Raw genomic sequence first — 18,351 nt, 5'->3', positions numbered from 1 at the left:
GCTCGGTCACGCCCGCGGCGTGATCGCCGTCGCACGGGATGGCGCACGCGCGTCGGTACCATCGAAGCGTGCTCCCGGCCACCATCGACGACGTCCCCGCCGCCGTCCACGGTCTGCTGGCGGACGTGTTCGCCGAACGGCGGACCGCGACGTCCGTCGTCGCCGACCGCATCGCCGATCTCACCGACCTCGTGGGCGACTTCGTCCTCGGCGGCGGCAAGCGGGTCCGGCCGACGTTCGCCTGGGCCGGTTTCCGCCTCGCCGGCGGGCGGTGCGACGACGCCCACGCCGACGCGGCCTTCCGTGTCTGCGCCGCCCTGGAGCTGATCCAGGCCTGCGCCCTGATCCACGACGACATCATGGACCGGTCCGACACCCGACGCGGACGGCCGACCGTCCACCGCGCCGTCGCCGCCCGTCACCGCGAGAACGGCTGGCTGGGCGATCCCGACCACTTCGGCGTGTCCACCGCGATCCTCCTGGGCGATCTCGCGTTGAGCTGGGCCGACGACATGCTCGCCCAGGCCCCCCTCGAGGGCACCGTCCGCGACGGCGTGGTGTCGGTGTGGACGGCGATGCGGACCGAGGTGCTCGCCGGACAGATGCTCGACGTCGTCACCGAGGCGGCCGCCGACGAGTCCGTCGACGCCGCCTACCGCGTGATGCGCTTCAAGACCGCGGGCTACACGGTGGCCCGTCCGCTGCAGCTCGGGGCGTGTCTCGCGGGAGCGCCCGCCGAGGTCGTCGAGACCCTCGGCCGCATCGGCGACGGGTTGGGGATCGCGTTCCAGCTCCGCGACGACATGCTCGGTGTCTTCGGCGACCCCGCCGTCACCGGCAAGCCCTCCGGCGACGACCTCGTCGCGGGCAAGCGGACCGCGTTGCTCGCCGTCGCCCTGCGCCGCTCCGACACCGACGATCCCGAGGCGGCGCGGCGTCTGCGGTCCCTCGTCGGCCGCCCGCTCGGCGACGACGAACTCGACGCGGCGCGGCGCATCCTCGTCGACAGCGGGGCGGCCGCCGAGATCGAGACCGAGATCGAGGTCCTCGTCGACGACTCGTTGGCCGTCCTCGACGCCCTCGACGCACCCTCCGATGCGCGTGCAGACCTCGCCGCCGTCGCCCACGCCCTCACCAGGAGGCGCTCATGAGTCCTCGTCGCGTCCCCGGTCCCGTCGGCCACGTCGTGGTCGTCGGCGCCGGGCTGTCGGGCCTCGCGGCGGCCCTGCACCTCCGCGGAGCCGGGCACGAGGTGACCGTCGTGGAGTCGGCGGCGTCGCCCGGTGGTCGCGTGCGGACCGAGGTCATCGACGGGATCCCGTTCGACACCGGTGCGTCGGTCCTGACCATGCCGGGTCTGATCGTGCGTCCGATGACCGCCGTCGGCGTCGACGCCGACGAGGCGCTGCGTCGTCTGGACCTGCGTCCGCTCGACCCGACCTACCACATGCGCTACGCCGACGGCGTCGAGTTCGCCGTCCGCCGCGACTTCGAGGACCGGGTGGAGGGCATCGCGGCCACGTTCGGGGCCGAGTCCGCCGACGGGTACCGCAGGTACGACGCGTGGCTGCGGCGCCTCTACGAGGTCGAGTTCGACCGGTTCATGGACCGCAACACCGACGGCATCCTCGACTACGTCGCCACCGCGGAGATGCGGTCGGGCGTCAAGGATCTTTTGACGATGGGCGCCGTCCGCCGACTCACCGCCGCCGTGGACCGCTTCGTCCACGACGAGCGACTGCAGCGCGCGGTCACGTTCCAGGCGCTCTACGCCGGGGTGCCGCCGAGCCAGGCGCCGGCGATCTACGCCGTGATCGCCCACATGGACGTCGGTCTCGGCGTCGACTACCCGATCGGCGGCATGGGGCGGGTGGGTGCGGTGATGGCCCAGGCCCTCACCGACGCCGGCGGTCGCGTCCACTACGGCGAACCCGTGACCTCGGTGCGTTTCTCCGGCCAGGGGTCCGCCCGTCGGGCCGTCGCCGTGGTGACCGACGGCGGCGAGATCGCCTGCGACGCCGTCGTCGTCACCACCGACACCCCCGTCACCCGGCGCATCCTCGGCGACACCGCCCGCCGACGGTCGGTGCGGCACTCGCCGAGCGCGGTCGTCGCCCACATCACCGTCGACCGTCACATCACCGCGTCCTGGCCGGGTGGGCACCACACCATCGACTTCGGTGCCGCCTGGACGGACACCTTCCGCCAACTCACCGCCCGGCGCGGTTCGCTGATGAGCGACCCGTCACTGCTGATGAACCGGCCGGCCGTCACCGACCCGGACCACTTCGTCACCGACGGGGCCGAGTCGGTCTCGGTGTTGGCGCCGTGCCCCAACCTCGACTCCGCCGACCTCGCCTGGGATGCGCTCGCCGCCCCCTACGTCGCCGAGTACCTCGGCGTGTTGGAGGACCGCGGGTACAAGGGCATCTCCGAGGCCACGGTCCATCGCATCGACCACCCCGGCACCTGGGCCGCCGACGGCATGTCCGCCGGCACACCCTTCGCCGCGGCCCACACCCTCGGCCAGACCGGTCCGCTGCGCACACCCAACCTGTGGCGCGACGCGCAGAACGTGGTCCTCGCCGGCAGCAGCACGGTGCCCGGCGTCGGGATCCCACCGGTGCTGGTGTCCGGTCGCCTGGCGGCCGAGCGGATCACGGGCTGAGCCGGGTCGTCGTGGGGCGCCCGCGCCGCGCGGCGACCATCGCCGGCGGCGATACGATCGCCGCTGTGCCAGCAGACGTCGATCCCCGTCCGGATCTCGACGTCTCCGCCTCCCGCGACAGGCCGCTGCCGTCGACCGCGGTGATCGTGCTCGGCGTGGTCGGTTCCGTGTGCGTCATGCTCGGCAGCGCGGGCGTCGGCGACCTCCCCCGGGCGCAGACCTGGTTGCAGGACGTCGGTATGGCCTGGGTCGGCTACGGCCACGGCAAGTCGGTGTCGTCGCTGCTGTTCTGGGGCGGCGTGGCCGCGCTGGTCGTCGCCTGGGTCGCGGTGGGACGCCACATCATCACGCGCACGGGGCCGGTGGCAGGCGAGCTCCGCCGCCTGCGCTGGGCGGCCGTGGGGTGGACCGCGCCGTTGCTGCTGGCCGTACCCGTCTACAGCCGCGACGTCTACGCCTATCTCGCCCAGGGGGCGTTGTTGCGGGACGGCCTGAACCCCTACGTCGACGGCCCCGCGACCTCCCCCGGCCCCCTCCTGGACTCGATGGCACAGGTGTGGGCGACCACCACCGCGCCCTACGGCCCGTTGTTCATGACCGTCACCCGGTGGGTCACCGAGCTCACCGGCGACAACCCGATCACCGGGGTCCTCGCCATGCGCGCGGTGATGCTGCCGGGATGGGCGCTCGCCATCTGGGCCGTCCCCCGCCTGGCCGCGGCACTCGGCCGCGACCCGCGCATCGCCCTGTGGCTCGCGGTGCTCAACCCGATGCTGCTGATCCACCTGGTCGGCGGCCCCCATGTCGAGATGCTCCTGGCCGGGCTGCTCGTCACCGGCGTGCTGCTCGTGCTGCTCCGACGACACGTGGCCGGCACCGTGGTCCTCGCGCTGGCCGTCGCGGTGAAGATCACCGCGGGTGTGGCGGTGCCGTTCGTGCTGTGGATCTGGTGGGCCCACGCCCGCGAGCGCGGCCCGATCTCCCGGCGATCGGTGGCCGGGATCCTCGCCGCGATCGTCGGGATCACCCTGGCCGTGTTCGCCGTGTTCACGGTCGTGGTCGGGCACGGACTCGGGTGGCTGGCCGGTCTCGGCTACGCCGACCGCATCATCAACTGGCTGACCATCCCGACGGCGATCGCGCACCTCGCGACGCTGGTCGCGGCACCCTTCGCCGCGGTGCCGTTGCCGGGCGTGCTCGCCGTGACCCGGTTCGTCGGCGCCGTGGTGCTCGCCGTGACGCTGGTCGTCGTGTGGTGGCGCAGTCGCCCCGCCCCGGGTGGTGGCGGCGACGGCGCCGACGACGTGCGCCGCGCGGTGGTGGGTGTCGCCGTCGCGATGACGGCGGTGCTCCTGCTCGAACCGTCGACGCTCCCCTGGTACTACAGCTGGGCGCTGGTGGTGGCCGGTGCCGCGGCGATCGGTCGTCGCGGTCTGGCCGGGGTCGCCGCCGCGTGCGTGTATCTGCTCCTGGTGTTCCAGCCGGACGACTCGATCCTGCTGTACGAGCCGGTCAGCGCGCTGCTCGCCCTCGTCCCGGCGGCGGTGGTCGCCGTCGCGCTGCTGCGCACCGCCCCCGCACCGACCACCCCAGCACCGACCGCCCCCGCACCGACCCCCACGGAGGCCTCATCGTGACCCCCACCCCCGTCGACCGCACCCCTGTCGACCCCACCGCAGTCGATGTCGTCGACGACCTGCATCCGGACGACCGCGTCCGCGTGGAACGCGGGTACGCGGTCGCCGAACGCGTCACCGCGGAGCACGGGCGCACCTACCACCTCGGGACGCGACTGCTTCCCGAGCACCGTCGACGGGCCGTCTATGCGCTGTACGGCTTCGCGCGCCTCGTCGACGACGTCGTCGACGTCGACCCCGATTCCGCCGTCACCGACGGCGTCGTCGACCCGGGCACGTCGATCTGGTCGTCCCCCGACGCCGATCCGCTCGACCCGACCACCGTCGTGAACGCCCTCGACGACAGCCTCCGTCGTGCGCTGTCCGCACGACGATCGCCCGGAACCCGACTCCCCGTCGACGCCGACGACCGGATCCTCGCCCTCGCCGACACGATCGTCGGCTTCGACATCCCCGAGGACCACTTCTCGGCGTTCATGGTGTCCATGCGCATGGACCTCCCCGGCGACCCGCTGTTCCGCGACCGCTACGCCACCTTCGACGACCTCGACGTCTACATGTACGGATCGGCGTCGGTGATCGGGCTGCAGATGGTCCCGATCCTCGGCTCGAGCGACCCCGAGGCGGCGCTCCCGCTCGCCGCAGCGCTCGGTGAGGCGTTCCAGCTCACCAACTTCATCCGCGACGTCGGCGAGGACCTCGACCGGGACCGGATCTACCTGCCCACCGACGAGCTCGCGGCGTTCGGCGTCGACGAGGAGATGCTGCGCGACGCCCGCCGCAGCGGGATCAGCCCGCCGTCGCTGCAACGGGCGCTGGCGCACTGCATCGCCGTGACCCGGGCGCGGTATCGCGTCGCCGAGCCCGGCATCGCCTTGCTGGACCGTCGCAGCCGACCCGCGATCCGTGCGGCGTTCGAGCTGTACCGCGACATCCTCGAGGAGATCGAGGCGGCGGACCACCACATCCTCGGTCGTCGCGTCGCGGTCGGGACCCCGCGGCGGGCCCGCCGCGCGATGGGTGCCGTGGTCCGCGGGGGCTAGCGTCCGGCGACCGCGGTGCGGATGAAGGACCGCAGGGTCTCGACCGCCACCACGAGTTCCGTTCTCCGCGTGGCCGGTCGGCCGGCGGCGGGGACATACCGGAGCCCCGCCCGCAGATAGGTGTTGTGCGGCGAACCCGTGGGGTCGGCGGTCGGACCGAGGTCACAGACCGGGTCGCCCCCGTGGCACAGGGACCATCGCGTGACACCCGGGAGCCGGTAGAAGGAGTCGATGCCGACGGTGTCGATCCCGGAGACCGCTGCCCCGGCGTCGGTGCGCCACACGCCGATCCCCCGCGAACCCGCACCGACGACACCGTCTGCGCCGGGCAGCTGGAACGGGTCACCGAAGGTCATCACCGCCCGCACCACTGCCCGCGCCGCCAGCCGACGAGCGGCCTCGCGCACCACCGCGGCACCCTGCGAGTAGCCGACCAGGACAGCGCGGGGGCGACACCCCGGCCCACCCGCGCGAGCGACCGCGTCGTACCGCGCGGTCACCGCCGACACCCCCGAGGCGATCGACGCCCCGAATCCGCGCGTGGCCGCGCCCTCGGGCACGGAGACGGCGCGATACCCCGGGCCGGTGCTGACCACCGGGACCGCGGCGATGTCCGCGGCACCGCCGTAGGTTGCCGTCAGCAGCATCGACAGCAACGGTCCCTCGAGGCCGTCGGTGGTCGAGCGCCCGTATCGCTGCGGCGCGACCGCGGGATCACCGCTGCCCCGCGCCGGGATCACCACCGCTGCCGGACACGTCGCGCCTGCGACGCGTACCGGCGGCGCGGTGTGCGCCCCCGCGGCCGTCACCGACATCGTCGGACCCACGACGATCGCCGCACAGATCACCATGGCTCGCGCCACCCCCGTCACCATGAGGACGATGATGCACCGCCGACCCGCGGTGTGCGCGCCGACGAGCGCCCGCCCCGGGTGCCGCCGACGACGCCTCAGAAGGCGAGAGCCTGGGCGCGCCTGATCATCTCGCGGGCGGAGTGTCCGTGCAGCGCCCGGGCCGGGTACTCCCCGAGGTCGTCCTGGGTGGTGAACAACCACGCCATCGCCTCGTAACGCGAGAACCCGCCGTCGAGGAGCACGTCGACGAGTCCGGTGAGGTGCTTGGCGATGCCCTCGTCGTCGAAGAACACCTCGGGGACCATCGGCTCGCCGCCGCGCGAGATCGCCAGCAGGTGATGGTCGGCGATGAGGGTGCGCGTACGACCGATCGACACGCCGAGTCGGCGCGAGACGTCGGACAGGTCGAGCACGGGTTCGTCGGCGGGCAGGACATCGTCCGTCAGGGGCAAGGAGACCACCGCCGTACGATACCCACCCCTCACGGGCGGCTCGTCGAGGAGCGGTAGCGGCGACGATAGGCTGGGCCCGATGATCGTCGGCGTCACGCTGCGTCTCCGACGCACCGGAGGAGATGAGGGGGCACGAGGTGAGCACCGCGCGTGACGTCCTCCTCGGCGCTGCGCTCGACGGCCGCTACCGCATCGACGCGCTGATCGCGCGCGGTGGCATGAGCGGGGTGTACCTCGGCGTCGACCTCCGTCTCGACCGACCGGTCGCGGTGAAGGTGATGGATCCCCGCTACAGCGCCGACCCGCGCTTCCTCGCCCGGTTGGAGTTCGAGGCGCGTTCGGTGGCCCGGCTGAAGGACCCCGGGCTGGTGCCTGTGTACGACCAGGGTGTCGACGGCGAGTGGGCGTTCCTCGTGATGGAACTCGTCGAGGGCGGCACCCTGCGCGAGCTCCTCGCCGAGCGGGGTCCCATGCCGCCGCACGCCGCGACGGCCGTGGGGATGCCGGTGCTGGGCGGACTGGGTGCGGCGCACGCGCACGGTCTCGTCCACCGCGACGTGAAGCCCGAGAACGTCCTCATCTCCGACGCCGGCGAGGTCAAGGTCGTCGACTTCGGGCTCGTGCGCGCGATCGCCGCGGCCGGCATCACCAGCGACAGCGTCATCCTGGGGACCGCCGCCTACCTGTCACCGGAACAGGTCGAGTCCGCCGACGCCGACGCCCGCAGCGACATCTACTCGTTCGGCATCCTGCTCTACGAGATGCTCACCGGCAGCACGCCCTTCCGCGGCGACACCCCGCTGGCACTGGCCTACGCACGACTGCGCGGCGACGTCCCGCCGCCGAGTCGGGTGATCCGGGGTGTGCCACGTGCCTTCGACGAGCTCGTCCTCACCGCCACGGCCCGGGACCCGGCGGATCGGTTCGCCGACGGCGACGACATGCTCGACGCGCTGACCGAGGTCGCCGGCCGGCTGCGGTTGCCGCCGTTCACCGTCCCGGCACCCCGCGTGTCGGCCGAACGCGCCACGGCACTCGCCCGCCGCGTGGCCGCCGCCCGTCCCGACGCCACCGCCCGTCCCGATCCCGATCCCGCCGATGCGCACGACGAGGACCGTCGGCGCGCGACGCGGATGATGGGGGCCGACGGCGACGCGCAGCACACCCGACTGGATCGACGGGTCGACGCCGACGAGATGCACGACGAGCTCGACGACGACCCGTGGGACCACCACGGCGTTCCCGACGATCGTGCCCTCGGCGATCGTCCACGCCCGGCGCTGCTGGCCGCGGCGGACGCCGAGATCGGTCGGCGCAGACGCGGTCGTCGCCGGGGGTGGGTGATGACGGCGGTGATCCTCGTGCTGGCGATCACGCTCGCCGCGCTGGGGTGGTGGCTCGGGGTCACCGTCGCGGGCGCGCAGCCCACGGCACCCGGCTCTGTCGCGGCCGTGTCGACCGTGGCGCAGATCGTCAGCCTCCCGGCCGACTGACCCGGGACGAGGGCCCGGCAGCTGTCAGCTGTCAGCCGCGCAGCATCTCCGCGACGAGGAACGCCAGTTCCAGCGACTGCTGGGTGTTCAGGCGCGGATCGCAGGCGGTCTCGTACCGACCGGCGAGATCCATGTCGGAGATGTCCTGTGCCCCACCGAGACATTCGGTGACGTCCTCGCCGGTCAGCTCGATGTGCACACCACCGGGGTGGGTCCCGAGAGCACGGTGCACCTCGAAGAACCCCTGCACCTCGTCGACGATGCGGTCGAAGTGACGGGTCTTGAACCCCGTCGACGACTCGTGGGTGTTGCCGTGCATCGGGTCGCACTGCCAGATCACCTTGTGCCCGGTGGCCTCGACGGCGGAGACGATCGGCGGGAGGACGCTGCGCACGTTGCCGTTGCCCATGCGCGCCACCAGGGTCAGGCGGCCGTCGACCTTCTTCGGGTCGAGACGGCGCACGTACTCGACAGCCTGCTCGGGCGTCGTCGTCGGCCCGATCTTCACACCGATCGGGTTGTTGATCAGCTCGGCCAGGGCGATGTGCGCGCCGTCGAGGTCGCGGGTGCGCTCCCCGATCCACAGGAAGTGCGCCGAGAGGTCGTAGAGGACCGGGTCACCGTCGGGATCGCGGGGGTCGTCGGCGAGACGCAGGAGTCCGCGTTCGTAGTCGAGGACGAGAGCCTCGTGCGAGGCGTAGATGTTCGCCGACTCGAGGTTGCTGTCGCGCACCTCGCAGGCGTCCATGAAGCGTAGCGCGCGGTCGATCTCGGAGGCCAGGGCCTCGTAGCGCGCACCGGCCCGCGAGGTCCGCACGAACTCCCGGTTCCAGTCGTGCACGCGGTGCAGGTCGGCGAGGCCGGCCCCGGTGAGCGCGCGCACCAGGTTCATCGCGGCGCTGGCGTTGGCGTAGGCACGCACCAGTCGTGACGGGTCGTGGATGCGGGCGGCCTCCTCGGCCGGGAACCCGTTCACCATGTCGCCGCGGTAGGACGTCAGGCCGAGCGCGTCGGTGTTCGACGACCGCGGCTTGGCGTACTGACCCGCGATCCGGGCCACCTTCACGACGGGGAGGCTCGCGCCGTAGGTGAGCACGACCGCCATCTGCAACAGGGTGCGGATGTTGCCCTTGATGTGGGGTTCGGTGTTCGCGACGAAGGTCTCGGCGCAGTCGCCGCCCTGCAGGAGGAACGCCTCGCCGCGCGCGACCTTGGCGAGGTTGTCGGAGAGCTGCGCGACCTCCTCGGGCATGCAGATCGGCGGCACGCTCTCGAGCACGGTGCGCATGGCCCGTGCCTTGTCCTCCGGCCAGCTCGGCTGCTGCAGCGCCGGCTTCGACAGCGCGTCGGCGAAGCGGCCCGCGAGGTCGCCGGGCAGCGGCGGCAGTTCGGGGAGCTCGTCGATGGGCACGTCCACAGTCCAGTTCACCACCCGACCAGCGTAGTCAGCGCCGGATGGCGGCCTGCATCGCCTCCCAGCGACGGAGGTTGTGCCGGGCGTCGACGAGTGCGTCGTGGGCGTCGGCGGGCGAGGGCGGCAGCGCCGGGCGGCCCAGGGACTCCCAGAGCTGCTTCAACTCTCGCGTGTAGCGCGGGATGGGCCGCGGCAGGTCGGGCATCGATCCCCAGAGCTGGCACAGCGCCACGTGGTCGTAGGCGCCGATCCACGCCCAGAGTTCGATGTCCCCGTCGAACGATGTGAGAAAGTTCAGCAGGTCGTCACGGATACGTCGGCGACCGGCCCACGACCGGGAGGACGGTGGAGGCAGATGCGGCAGCACATGAGCCCGGACCCAGTCCCCGGCCCGCTCGGGGTCGAACTCCGTGGACACCGCGTAGTACTCGCTGCCGTCCTCGGCGACCACCCCGATCGACACCAGTTCGATGGTCCGACCGTCCTCGATGAACTCCGAGTCGTAGAAGAAGCGCACCCGCCGAGCGTAGGCGCCCGCGCGGATGCGGGATGATCGCCGTCATGTCCACGCTCCGTCCCCGCGCCGCGGACGCGCCCCGTCGCGCCCCGGACGGTGACCGGCCCGCCCCGATCCTGGCGCGGTGGTCGCCGTCGCGGGTGACCACGATCCTGATCGCGGTCGCGTTCGCGGTGACCGCCCTGATCCGCGTCACGGGTACACCGTTCTCGCACTCGTTCGGCGAGCTCGACCGCATCGACATCGACGTCTACCGTCTCGGTGCCCAGATGTGGCGCAACGGCGGTTCGCTGTACGCGTCGGGGTCGATGCCGTTCACCTCCGACGGCATCTGGCTCCCCTTCACCTACCCGCCGTTCGCCGCGCTGTCGTTCCTGCCGTTCACGGTGGTGCCGCTGGTCGTCGCGGGGACCGTCATGGCGACGATCACGGTGATCGCGACGGTCGTCGGCACCGCCGTCGTGCTGCGACGCCTGCGGATCGGCTCGTCGACGAACCGTCGGTGGCTCGTCCTGGCGGTGGCGACGGCGGCGCTGTGGACGAACCCCTACTGGATGACACTGGGCTTCGGTCAGATCAACGTGGTGCTGCTGGTCCTGGTCGCGGTGGATCTCCTGGTGCTGGGGCCCCGGGGGTCGCGGTGGCACGGGACGCTGATCGGCGTGGCGGCCGCGATCAAGCTGACCCCGCTGGCGTTCGTGCTCTACCTGGTGGTGCGCCGCGACGGGCGGGCCGTCGCGCGCGCGGTGGGGACGTTCGCCGTGGCCGCCGTCGTCGCACTCATCTGGGCCCCCACGGACTCGATCCGCTACTGGAGCCACACCGTGTTCCACACCGATCGCATCGGTGACCTCGCCGGCGGGATCAACCAGAGCGTCAACGGCATGTGGATCCGACTGCTCGGTGAGGGCGGTGGCGAGAAACTGGTGTGGGCGGCGTCGGTGCTGGTCCTCACCACGCTCGCGTGGTTCGCGATCTCCCGCGCGCAGCGTCTCGGCGGGGACGTCCTGTCCGTCTGCGTCACCGCGTTGTGGGCGGTCATGGTGTCTCCGACGTCCTGGGCGCACCACTGGGTGTGGGCGGTGCCGGCGATCCTCGCGCTCGCCGCGGCCGCGTCGCGATCGGACCGCACCGCGGTCCGCCGCACGCTGGGTGTCCTCGCGGCGAGCGGGACGGTGGTCCTGGTGCTCGCGCCGTTCCAGTTCTTCCACGGCGACCCACGCCACTGGTCGGTCCCGGAGACGGTGCTGGGCAACGCCTTCTGCCTGTGGGGGCTGGCGGTGCTCATCACGATGGTCGCGCTCGGCGGCGTTGGCGTCCGCCTCTCACCCGACCCGACGGGTGGCGACGCTCAGGCCGCGGGCTCCGACCGGGCGTCGGTCGACGGCTGAGCGGCGTCGGTCCCGGCCCCGTCCTTCTTCTTGAGGCTGGCCGCGTAGATGTCGACGTACTGCTGGCCGCTGAGCCGCATCAGCTCGTACATGATCTCGTCGGTCACGGCGCGCTCGATGAAACGGTTCCCCTTCATGCCCTCGAAGCGCGAGAAGTCGAGGGGCTTGCCGATCCTGACCGTGATCTGCGTGGGACGCGGGATGGTCGTCCCGGGCGGGTTGAGCTTCTCGGTGTTGATCATGGCGACCGGGATGACCGGCACCCCGGTCTCCATCGCGATGCGGGCGAGACCTGTCTTGCCCTTGAACAACCGCCCGTCCGGTGACCGCGTCCCCTCGGGGTACATGCCCATCAGCTCACCGGCCTCGAGCTTGCGGCGTGCGGAGATCAGGGCGTTCTCGGCGGCGTCGGCGCCGCTGCGGTCGATGGGGATCTGTCCGACGGCGGTGAAGAACCAACGCTGGAACCCGCCCTTGAGTCCGGTGCCGGTGAAGTATTCGCTCTTGGCGAGGAAGTAGATCCGGCGCGGCACGGCCATCGGCAGATAGAAGCTGTCCACCACGGCGAGGTGGTTGCTGGCGAGGATCGCCGGACCGCGCGACGGCAGGTTCTCCAGACCCTCCACGCGGGGACGACCGACCACCTTGAGGACGGGTCCCAGCAGGACGTGCTTGAAGAGCCAGTACCACATCGTGGAGAACTCCGATCATCCGTGCCGCACCGTGTATGCCGAGCTGGCGAGGCCGTCGCGCCGTGACGCGACTCTACCCACCCTCAGCGCGTGGCGGATACTCGCGCGAGGTCGCTGCGCGCGATCGCCGACGCACCGATCAGTCCGGCCGCCTCGCCGAGCTGCGTGCCGCGGATCCGGGCCAGCCGGCGGTGCCCGCTGCCGGTGAGGAGCGCGGCGTAGTGGTCGCGCGCCTCGTCGAGGAACAGGCCGCTGGACGCGCCGACGCCGCCGGCCAACACGATGAGATCGGGGTCGAAGACGTCGCCGATGAGGGCCAATCCATAGCCCAGCCACCGCGAGAAGTCGGCCAGGGCGGCGAGCCCGAGTGGGTCGCCGTCATGGGCCGCGGCCGCGACGCGACGACCGGTCAGGGACCCGGGGTCCTGCTCGGTCTCCCGCGCGAGCGGACTGGTGCGGTGGAGCCCGGCCGCCACCAGCTCGACGACGTTGTCGACGAGAGCCGTCCCGCTGCAGTAGCGCTCCCAGCAGCCGCGCTTCCCGCAGGGGCACGGCCGGCCGTCGGGCACCACCGGGAGGTGGCCGAGCTCGGGTGCGACACCGTGGCTGCCGCGGAACACCTCACCCTCCAGCAGGAGTCCGGCGCCGATACCGGTGCCGATGGCCAGGACCAGCGTCGTGCGTCCCCCGCCGGCCGCACCGAACCGTCGCTCGGCGACTGCCGCGGCGTTGGCGTCGTGCTCGCACGAGACCGGGAGACCGATGCGGGTGCTCATCTCGCGCGCCACCGCGACCTCGCGCCACGGCAGATGCGGCGCGAACCGCACCACCGACCGGTCGGGGGTCAGGAACCCGGCGACGGCGAGGCCGACGGCGGCGACCTCGGTGCGGGAGCGCAGCTCGTCGACGAGCATGTCGAGACAGCGTTCGAGCGCGGGTGCGGTCGACGGGGTCTGTGCGCGCTGCGAGTCGTGGATCTGACCCCGGTCGTCGACGACGGCGGCACGAATGCTGGTCCCGCCGATGTCGACACCGATCGTCAGCGGCCCGCTCACGTGGGTCGCACCTCGACGGTGATCGGTTGGAACGTCCCACCCGCCCGTCCGGGGCGGGCCCGCGCGTCCGGGTGGGCGCGACGACCCCGCTCGGAACCGATCTCGTCCAGGGCCGACGAGATCGCCTGCAACGCCGCGATCAGTGCCGCCAGCACCCGGTTCACCAGTTCGCTGATCTCGATGACCATGGCGTCGACGGCCGCACGGACCGCCGGGCCCATGTCCACCGGGGGGCGAGTCGGGTCACGGGCCTCGACACCCTCGCCGATCACCGTGGTCGCGAAGTTCTCGACCCGCTCGAGCATGGCCAGCACCAGCGCGCGCATCGGCTCGGCGTCCCTGCCACCGGGATCGCGACCGCCGGCGTCCCGGGCACCGTGGGCGTCGCGACGCCCACCTGCACCCGAGCTGTCCATCGCGTTCGCACTCCCCTGGCGGTCGATTCGAGATCCTGCGGCGGGCGCCGGCCCGTCGTGGCGGTCAGTCGTCGGTGTGTCCCGCCCGCGGCCACACCGCGGGATCGGGACTGAACCGGACACTCAGCGTCCCATCATCCCATCGGGCGTCGAGGACGGTACACCGGCGCAGCACCGAGGGAAGGGTCACCCGGTGGCGGACACCGCTGAGGGTCACCAGGAGGTCGTCCCCCGACCGCCCCAGCGCGAGCGTCTCCGGATCGGGCAGCAGCTGTGGCCACGACAGCCGGTAGACGGAGGACAGTCCGGTCCCGGAGACGTGTTCGACCTGCGCGGCGGCCGACCCGACGACCACGCCCGGCTCGTCGTCGAGTCGGACGTCGAGCTTGCGCAGCGCGGCGACCGTGCGCGGCTCAACCGAGAGTTCCTGTGTCTCGACACATCTCAGGCTCCCGGCCCGACCTGTCGGGACGGGGTCCTGTCCGTCGTCGCGGCCGCGGTTGACCACCACCTCGGTGGTACAGACCCCCATGAGGTCCAACGCGGCGAGGAACCGGTGTGCGCTCTCGCGACCGTGCGACCCGGCGGGGGTGACGACGTGGGCACGGGTGACCGTCGGGTCGGAGAGCAGCCCGGCGATGTCGGAGCAGTCGGCGGCGAGACCGTCGACGATGCCCGCACCACCGGCGAGACGCGGCGTCTCGGCCGCCCCGGCCAGGCGGCGATGCCGGGGCCAGATCTGCTCGAGGTATCCCGCGACCAGGCCGGGCACGCCGAGGAACCCCAGCGGGTCGATGCCGCCGGAACAGTCGACGACGACGCGCCGCCATCGCCCCGACACCGCCTCGTCGCGGATCCTGCGCCACGCCAACAGCTGCTCGATGCCCGGCATCCCGCCGAGCTCGTCGGGATCGATCGTGGCGACGTCGGCGACCGCGCCGCCCACCAGCGACATCGGTCCGCGCAACACGGCCCACGTCTCCCCCAGCATCGCCAGGGTGTCCAGCTCCAGCAGATGCGTCTGCTGGGACACCGCGACGGCCTGCCCGGGCGCGGAGTAGACGCCGAAGACCCGGGACGCCTGGCGGAACCGGTCGAGCGTGACGAGCAAGGTGTCCCCGGCATCGGCGGTACGGGCGCGCCGGGACGACCCCTCGCCGACCGCGAACGCCGCGGCGACGGTGGTGACGCCCGCGCCCCCCGGGCCGAGCACGACGTGGACCGGTGCGACGTCGATCAGCCTTCCACCCTCTTCTTCAGCTCCTTGAGCGCGGCGTCGGTGATCGCCTTCTCGGCGCGGCGCTTGAGTGCGCCGATGATCGGGATGGCGAGGTCGACGGTCAGCCGGTAGGTCACCTTCGTGGACCCGGATGCCTGCTGCACCAACGTGTATCGCCCGTGCTGCGCCGTCTGCAGCTCGCTGGAGACGAGCTCCCACTCGACGGACGCGCCGTCGGCCGACCACGTGTAGGCCAGTTCGTAGGTGTCGCGCAGCACCCCGGCGTCGAGGCGGAAACGCACCCGGCGCGCACGCTGCGTGCCGTCGGCCCCGGTGCCGGGCTCGGTGATCGTCACCTCGTCCGCGGCGGAGACCCATTCGGGGTACCGCTCGAAATCGGCGATGACCGCCATCACGGCGTCCGGGTCCGCGTTGATCACGATGGATTGTTCGGTGCTGTCGGCCATCTCACGCCCCTTCCGTGACGGCGGGGAATCCCCGCGCGGGTCCGCCTGCGGCCCTGCCGTTCTCGAGCCGACGCTTCACCTCGGTGGACATCCTGCGGCCCGCCACCCGTCGCCGGTGGGTCTCGGCGATCCCGGCCCGCGCGCGCCCGTCGGTGCCGTTCGTGGGCTCGGCGTGCAGGAAGTAGTGCAGCACGAACCCGTCGAGTTCGGGCTTGCACCAGATCTCCATCGTCCCGGTCAACGCTCCGCCGACGCGCCACCGCACGCCCGCCTCGCCGCGATCCTCCACGACCTCGAGGCGCAGGTCGGGCCACCAGAGCGACCACCTCGACCGGTCGCCCACGACGCCCGGCACCGACGCCGTCGACGCGGCGACGAAGGTCTCGTCGGCGACCTGGACGCTGCTCACGCGTCTAGCTTCACACATCCGCCCCGCGACCCCCGCGCCCGCGTGCGGGGCGTCGATCACCCCGGCCGGCGCCGTCACGCGAGCACCCTGCTCATCCGCGCGGCGATCGAATCCCACTCCCACGTGCTCGTCGCCCACTCGCGGCCGGCGCGCCCCATCGCCCGCGCGCGCTCGGGATCCGCGAGGAGGCACCCGACGGCGTCGGCGACGGCCGCCGCATCGCGTCCGTCGACGACATGCCCGGTCTCACCGTCGACGACGGTCTCGGGCGCCCCACCGGAGTCACCGGCGACGACCGGCACCCCGCTCGCCGACGCCTCGAGGTACACGATGCCGAGCCCCTCGACGTCGAGGCCGCGACCGCGGGTGCGCGCCGGCATGGCGAAGACGTCGGCCGCTACGTGGTACGCGGGGACGTCGTCGGCGTCGACGGACCCGGTCAGCACGATGTGATCGCGTGCGGGCGAGGCGTCGCGGCGACGCTCCAACTGGTCGCGGTACGGTCCGCCGCCCACGATCAGCAGGGTCGCGGCCGGGTGCTGTCGGAGCACCGCCGGCATGGCGTCGATGAGGACGTCCTGGCCCTTGCGGGGCACCAGCCGCGACAGGCACAGGACGACGGGCGCCTCCCCGAGACCGTGGCGCGCGCGGATGCGTGACCGCGCGTCGGCGTCGGGGGCGAAGCGTCGTGTGTCCACACCCGGCGGCAGATGCTCGAGCGCCGCGTCGGGTCCGAACGCGGCGGCGAAGCGTCCGCGGGTGTAGCGGCTGACGAAGGTGACGACGTCGGTGTGGCGACCGATGTGGCCCAACACCTGGCGCGCCGCCGGCAGCATCGACCAGCCGACCTCGTGACCGTGTGTGCTGGCGACGACCCGGCGGGCACCCGCGCGGCGCACGATCGGCGCGAGGGTGGCCAGCGGCGCGGCGGCACCGAACCAGACCGTGTGCACGTCCCCGTCGGCCACCAGGTCCGCCGCACGCCGTGCCACCGCCGGCGTGGGCAGCATCAGGCGCGTCGGATGGCGGTGGACGGTGTACGGGACCGACGCATCGAAGGCGGCGTCACCGCGCCACCGGGGTGCGTAGACCGTCACCTCCCCCGGCGGGAGGCGGTCCACCAGGTTCTGCAGGTAGGACTGGATCCCGCCGGGCCGCGGCGGGAAGTCGTTGGTGACGAGCAGGGTGCGGGACATCTACCGGGACCCGTGGCCCGACCCGGTCCGTCCCCGCGAGGTCGTCATCGCGCGGCGGCCGACGTCGTGAGCCACACGCGCCACCGGTCCAGCACGGCGTCGCCGGGTGCCCCGAGCGTCGCCGACATGGCGTCGGACTGTGCCTGGGCGGTGCTCGGGCCGCCGGCGAGTCGAAGGTAGAGGGCGCGCAGCCGGGCCGGCGTGTACGCCTGCGCGGCGAAGGCCGCGAAGGACCACGCGGTCTGATAGGCGATCTGCGCGTCCGGTCCCGAGACCGCGAACGCGGCGTCGTCGGGCAACGCCGTCGGTGTCCGGCCGGACCGCACCTGCGCCGCGAGGTCGGGCGCGGCGTCGGCGAGGACCCGGTAGGTGCCCGACCGTCCGACGTACTCCGCCACACCCTCGGTGAGCCACTTCGGGGCCGTGTCCGCGGTGCGCGGGCGCGCCGCGACGTGCGTGAGCTCGTGACGCAGCACGACGTCGAGCGCGGCCCCCGGGAGGTCGTCGACCGCGCCCGGGGTGAAGACGACCCGCTGGCCGAGCGCACTGGTGCCGGTGTCGTCGCCGGAGACCGTCGCCGCCGCGGCGGCCGCGGTGTCCCCCTGGGCGCGGGCCAACCCGACGAAGGCGCCGGAGGTGTCGGTCGCGATCACCACGGTCCGCCGGGGCCACTGCGCGCCCCAGAACGCGGTCACCGCACCGACGGCCCCGGGCAGACCGGACCGGATGCGGTCACCGAGGGACCTGCTGCCGGGGTAGTCGAGGACGATCGAGGTGCCGCCTGCCGTGGACACCCGCTGCGCGCGGACGCCGTCGTAGTCCCAGAACTGTGGGCGAGGCGTGCCGGTGCCGAGCACCGGCCCGGCGTCACCGACGACCGTCCACGAGTCGCCGTAGCGCGCCATGACGAGCGGTCGGGACACCGAGGTCGGCGCCTCGTCGACCCCGGCGAACTGGTAGCGCAGGACGGTCGGGACCACCCAGGAGTCGGTGCTGCCCTGGGCGTCGAGTCGCTGCTGCACCTCGGTGGGCAGGGTCAGCTCGCCCAGGGCGCCGTTCTGTCCGAGCTGCCCCGATCGGTCGCCGTCCCCGGTGTCGCGCTGGACGCGGTACTGCGCGGTGCCGATGCCCACGGTCGCGAACGCGCGGGCGGTGCGTGCCACGGACTCGCGGAAGGCGGGCGTCGCCGAGGCGTCGACGAGTGCGGTCGCGGCGGCGACGTCACCGGCCCGTTCCGCGGCGGTGAGCTTCGTCAGCGTCGCGAGGACGCCTTGCTCCCGGGTGGCCTCGTAGGCGTTCTGCGACGACGACGGGCTCGCGGCCGGCGGCGTGTCGGACCCGCAGGCACCCAGGAGCAGCGTCACCACGGCGATCAGCGCGAGTGCGGGAGCCGATGCGGGGATCCGACGGCGAGGGGGCTGGCGCACC

The 18,351-nt window shown here is 72.8% G+C and carries 18 protein-coding genes; 6 read left to right on the top strand and 12 right to left on the bottom strand.

The genetic code is table 11. The features are described from left to right. Window positions 1-38 precede the first annotated feature (38 nt). The 4 genes from LX14_RS18085 to LX14_RS18070 all read left to right on the top strand — a co-directional run bounded on the left by LX14_RS18085 (window position 39) and on the right by LX14_RS18070 (window position 5,348). Window positions 39-1,151 (top strand): polyprenyl synthetase family protein, encoded by a 1,113-nt coding sequence (locus tag LX14_RS18085; RefSeq protein ID WP_372505439.1) that lies wholly within the window; start codon window positions 39-41, stop codon window positions 1,149-1,151. Next, entirely contained in the window at window positions 1,148-2,668 is a 1,521-nt protein-coding gene (locus LX14_RS18080; protein ID WP_253648765.1) for a phytoene desaturase family protein, read from the top strand. Before LX14_RS18085 ends, LX14_RS18080 begins: the two co-directional genes overlap by 4 nt. Window positions 2,669-2,733: 65 nt before the next feature. Further along, the gene (mptB, locus tag LX14_RS18075; RefSeq protein WP_253648764.1) at window positions 2,734-4,305 is read left to right on the top strand and encodes a polyprenol phosphomannose-dependent alpha 1,6 mannosyltransferase MptB; all 1,572 of its coding nucleotides are present in this window, start codon (window positions 2,734-2,736) and stop codon (window positions 4,303-4,305) included. A 59-nt stretch (window positions 4,306-4,364) separates the two neighbouring features. Then, entirely contained in the window at window positions 4,365-5,348 is a 984-nt protein-coding gene (locus LX14_RS18070; protein WP_301283911.1) for a phytoene/squalene synthase family protein, read from the top strand. Here the strand turns inward: LX14_RS18070 and LX14_RS18065 are convergent. Further along, window positions 5,345-6,223, bottom strand: coding sequence for a cutinase family protein (locus tag LX14_RS18065; protein WP_253648762.1), 879 nt, complete (start codon window positions 6,221-6,223; stop codon window positions 5,345-5,347). The two genes, LX14_RS18070 and LX14_RS18065, sit on opposite strands and share 4 nt — an antisense overlap. A 74-nt stretch (window positions 6,224-6,297) precedes the next feature. After that, window positions 6,298-6,663, bottom strand: coding sequence for an Rv2175c family DNA-binding protein (locus LX14_RS18060; protein ID WP_253648761.1), 366 nt, complete (start codon window positions 6,661-6,663; stop codon window positions 6,298-6,300). Window positions 6,664-6,791: 128 nt separating this feature from the next. Here LX14_RS18060 and LX14_RS18055 point away from each other — a divergent pair, with 128 nt between their 5' ends. Continuing rightward, on the top strand, window positions 6,792-8,147 hold the full coding sequence (locus LX14_RS18055) for a protein kinase domain-containing protein (protein ID WP_253648760.1): 1,356 nt from the start codon (window positions 6,792-6,794) through the stop codon (window positions 8,145-8,147). A gap of 31 nt (window positions 8,148-8,178) precedes the next feature. Here LX14_RS18055 and LX14_RS18050 read toward each other — a convergent pair whose 3' ends face one another. Both LX14_RS18050 and LX14_RS18045 read right to left on the bottom strand, forming a co-directional pair. Continuing rightward, on the bottom strand, window positions 8,179-9,579 hold the full coding sequence (locus tag LX14_RS18050) for a class II 3-deoxy-7-phosphoheptulonate synthase (RefSeq protein WP_253648759.1): 1,401 nt from the start codon (window positions 9,577-9,579) through the stop codon (window positions 8,179-8,181). A 13-nt stretch (window positions 9,580-9,592) separates the two neighbouring features. Next, window positions 9,593-10,078: a polyadenylate-specific 3'-exoribonuclease AS gene (locus LX14_RS18045; protein ID WP_253648758.1), complete on the bottom strand. Its 486-nt coding sequence runs from the start codon at window positions 10,076-10,078 to the stop codon at window positions 9,593-9,595. Window positions 10,079-10,122: 44 nt separating this feature from the next. Here LX14_RS18045 and LX14_RS18040 point away from each other — a divergent pair, with 44 nt between their 5' ends. After that, window positions 10,123-11,469, top strand: coding sequence for a glycosyltransferase 87 family protein (locus tag LX14_RS18040; RefSeq protein ID WP_253648757.1), 1,347 nt, complete (start codon window positions 10,123-10,125; stop codon window positions 11,467-11,469). Here LX14_RS18040 and LX14_RS18035 read toward each other — a convergent pair. The 8 genes from LX14_RS18035 to LX14_RS18000 form a co-directional block, all read right to left on the bottom strand. Beyond that, window positions 11,430-12,161 (bottom strand): lysophospholipid acyltransferase family protein, encoded by a 732-nt coding sequence (locus LX14_RS18035; RefSeq protein WP_253648756.1) that lies wholly within the window; start codon window positions 12,159-12,161, stop codon window positions 11,430-11,432. The genes LX14_RS18040 and LX14_RS18035 overlap by 40 nt on opposite strands. Window positions 12,162-12,244: 83 nt before the next feature. Beyond that, window positions 12,245-13,216: an ROK family protein gene (locus tag LX14_RS18030; RefSeq protein ID WP_253648755.1), complete on the bottom strand. Its 972-nt coding sequence runs from the start codon at window positions 13,214-13,216 to the stop codon at window positions 12,245-12,247. Further along, entirely contained in the window at window positions 13,213-13,632 is a 420-nt protein-coding gene (locus LX14_RS18025) for a hypothetical protein (protein ID WP_253648754.1), read from the bottom strand. The genes LX14_RS18030 and LX14_RS18025 overlap by 4 nt, the downstream gene beginning before the upstream one ends. 64 nt (window positions 13,633-13,696) lie before the next feature. Beyond that, entirely contained in the window at window positions 13,697-14,845 is a 1,149-nt protein-coding gene (locus tag LX14_RS18020) for an ArsA family ATPase (RefSeq protein WP_253648753.1), read from the bottom strand. A gap of 23 nt (window positions 14,846-14,868) precedes the next feature. After that, window positions 14,869-15,318 carry an SRPBCC family protein gene (locus LX14_RS18015; RefSeq protein ID WP_253648752.1) on the bottom strand — a complete coding sequence of 150 codons (450 nt, stop codon included), beginning with the start codon at window positions 15,316-15,318 and terminating at the stop codon, window positions 14,869-14,871. A 1-nt stretch (window position 15,319) separates the two neighbouring features. After that, window positions 15,320-15,727, bottom strand: a complete 408-nt coding sequence (locus LX14_RS18010) for a hypothetical protein (RefSeq protein WP_253648751.1) — start codon at window positions 15,725-15,727, stop codon at window positions 15,320-15,322. Window positions 15,728-15,801: 74 nt separating this feature from the next. Continuing rightward, complete coding sequence (locus tag LX14_RS18005) at window positions 15,802-16,923, bottom strand: glycosyltransferase family 4 protein (protein WP_253648750.1); 1,122 nt, start codon at window positions 16,921-16,923, stop codon at window positions 15,802-15,804. Window positions 16,924-16,967: 44 nt separating this feature from the next. Then, window positions 16,968-18,350, bottom strand: coding sequence for a hypothetical protein (locus tag LX14_RS18000; protein ID WP_253648749.1), 1,383 nt, complete (start codon window positions 18,348-18,350; stop codon window positions 16,968-16,970). Window position 18,351: the final 1 nt, after the last annotated feature.

Origin of the sequence: Williamsia deligens (genome assembly GCF_024171765.1) — a bacterium.
GTDB lineage: Bacteria > Actinomycetota > Actinomycetes > Mycobacteriales > Mycobacteriaceae > Williamsia_A > Williamsia_A deligens.
The sequence above is the reverse complement of the archived record's forward strand: the minus strand, read 5'-3'. Positions and strand labels throughout refer to the sequence as shown.

Coding starts and splice junctions, on each gene's coding strand:
- LX14_RS18085 (WP_372505439.1), top strand. CDS start 39: ATGGCGCACGCGCGTCGGTACCATCGAAGCGTGCTCCCGGCCACCATC.
- LX14_RS18080 (WP_253648765.1), top strand. CDS start 1,148: ATGAGTCCTCGTCGCGTCCCCGGTCCCGTCGGCCACGTCGTGGTCGTC.
- LX14_RS18065 (WP_253648762.1), bottom strand. CDS start 6,223: ATGGTGACGGGGGTGGCGCGAGCCATGGTGATCTGTGCGGCGATCGTC.
- LX14_RS18040 (WP_253648757.1), top strand. CDS start 10,123: ATGTCCACGCTCCGTCCCCGCGCCGCGGACGCGCCCCGTCGCGCCCCG.
- LX14_RS18035 (WP_253648756.1), bottom strand. CDS start 12,161: ATGTGGTACTGGCTCTTCAAGCACGTCCTGCTGGGACCCGTCCTCAAG.
- LX14_RS18025 (WP_253648754.1), bottom strand. CDS start 13,632: ATGGACAGCTCGGGTGCAGGTGGGCGTCGCGACGCCCACGGTGCCCGG.
- LX14_RS18015 (WP_253648752.1), bottom strand. CDS start 15,318: ATGGCCGACAGCACCGAACAATCCATCGTGATCAACGCGGACCCGGAC.
- LX14_RS18005 (WP_253648750.1), bottom strand. CDS start 16,923: ATGTCCCGCACCCTGCTCGTCACCAACGACTTCCCGCCGCGGCCCGGC.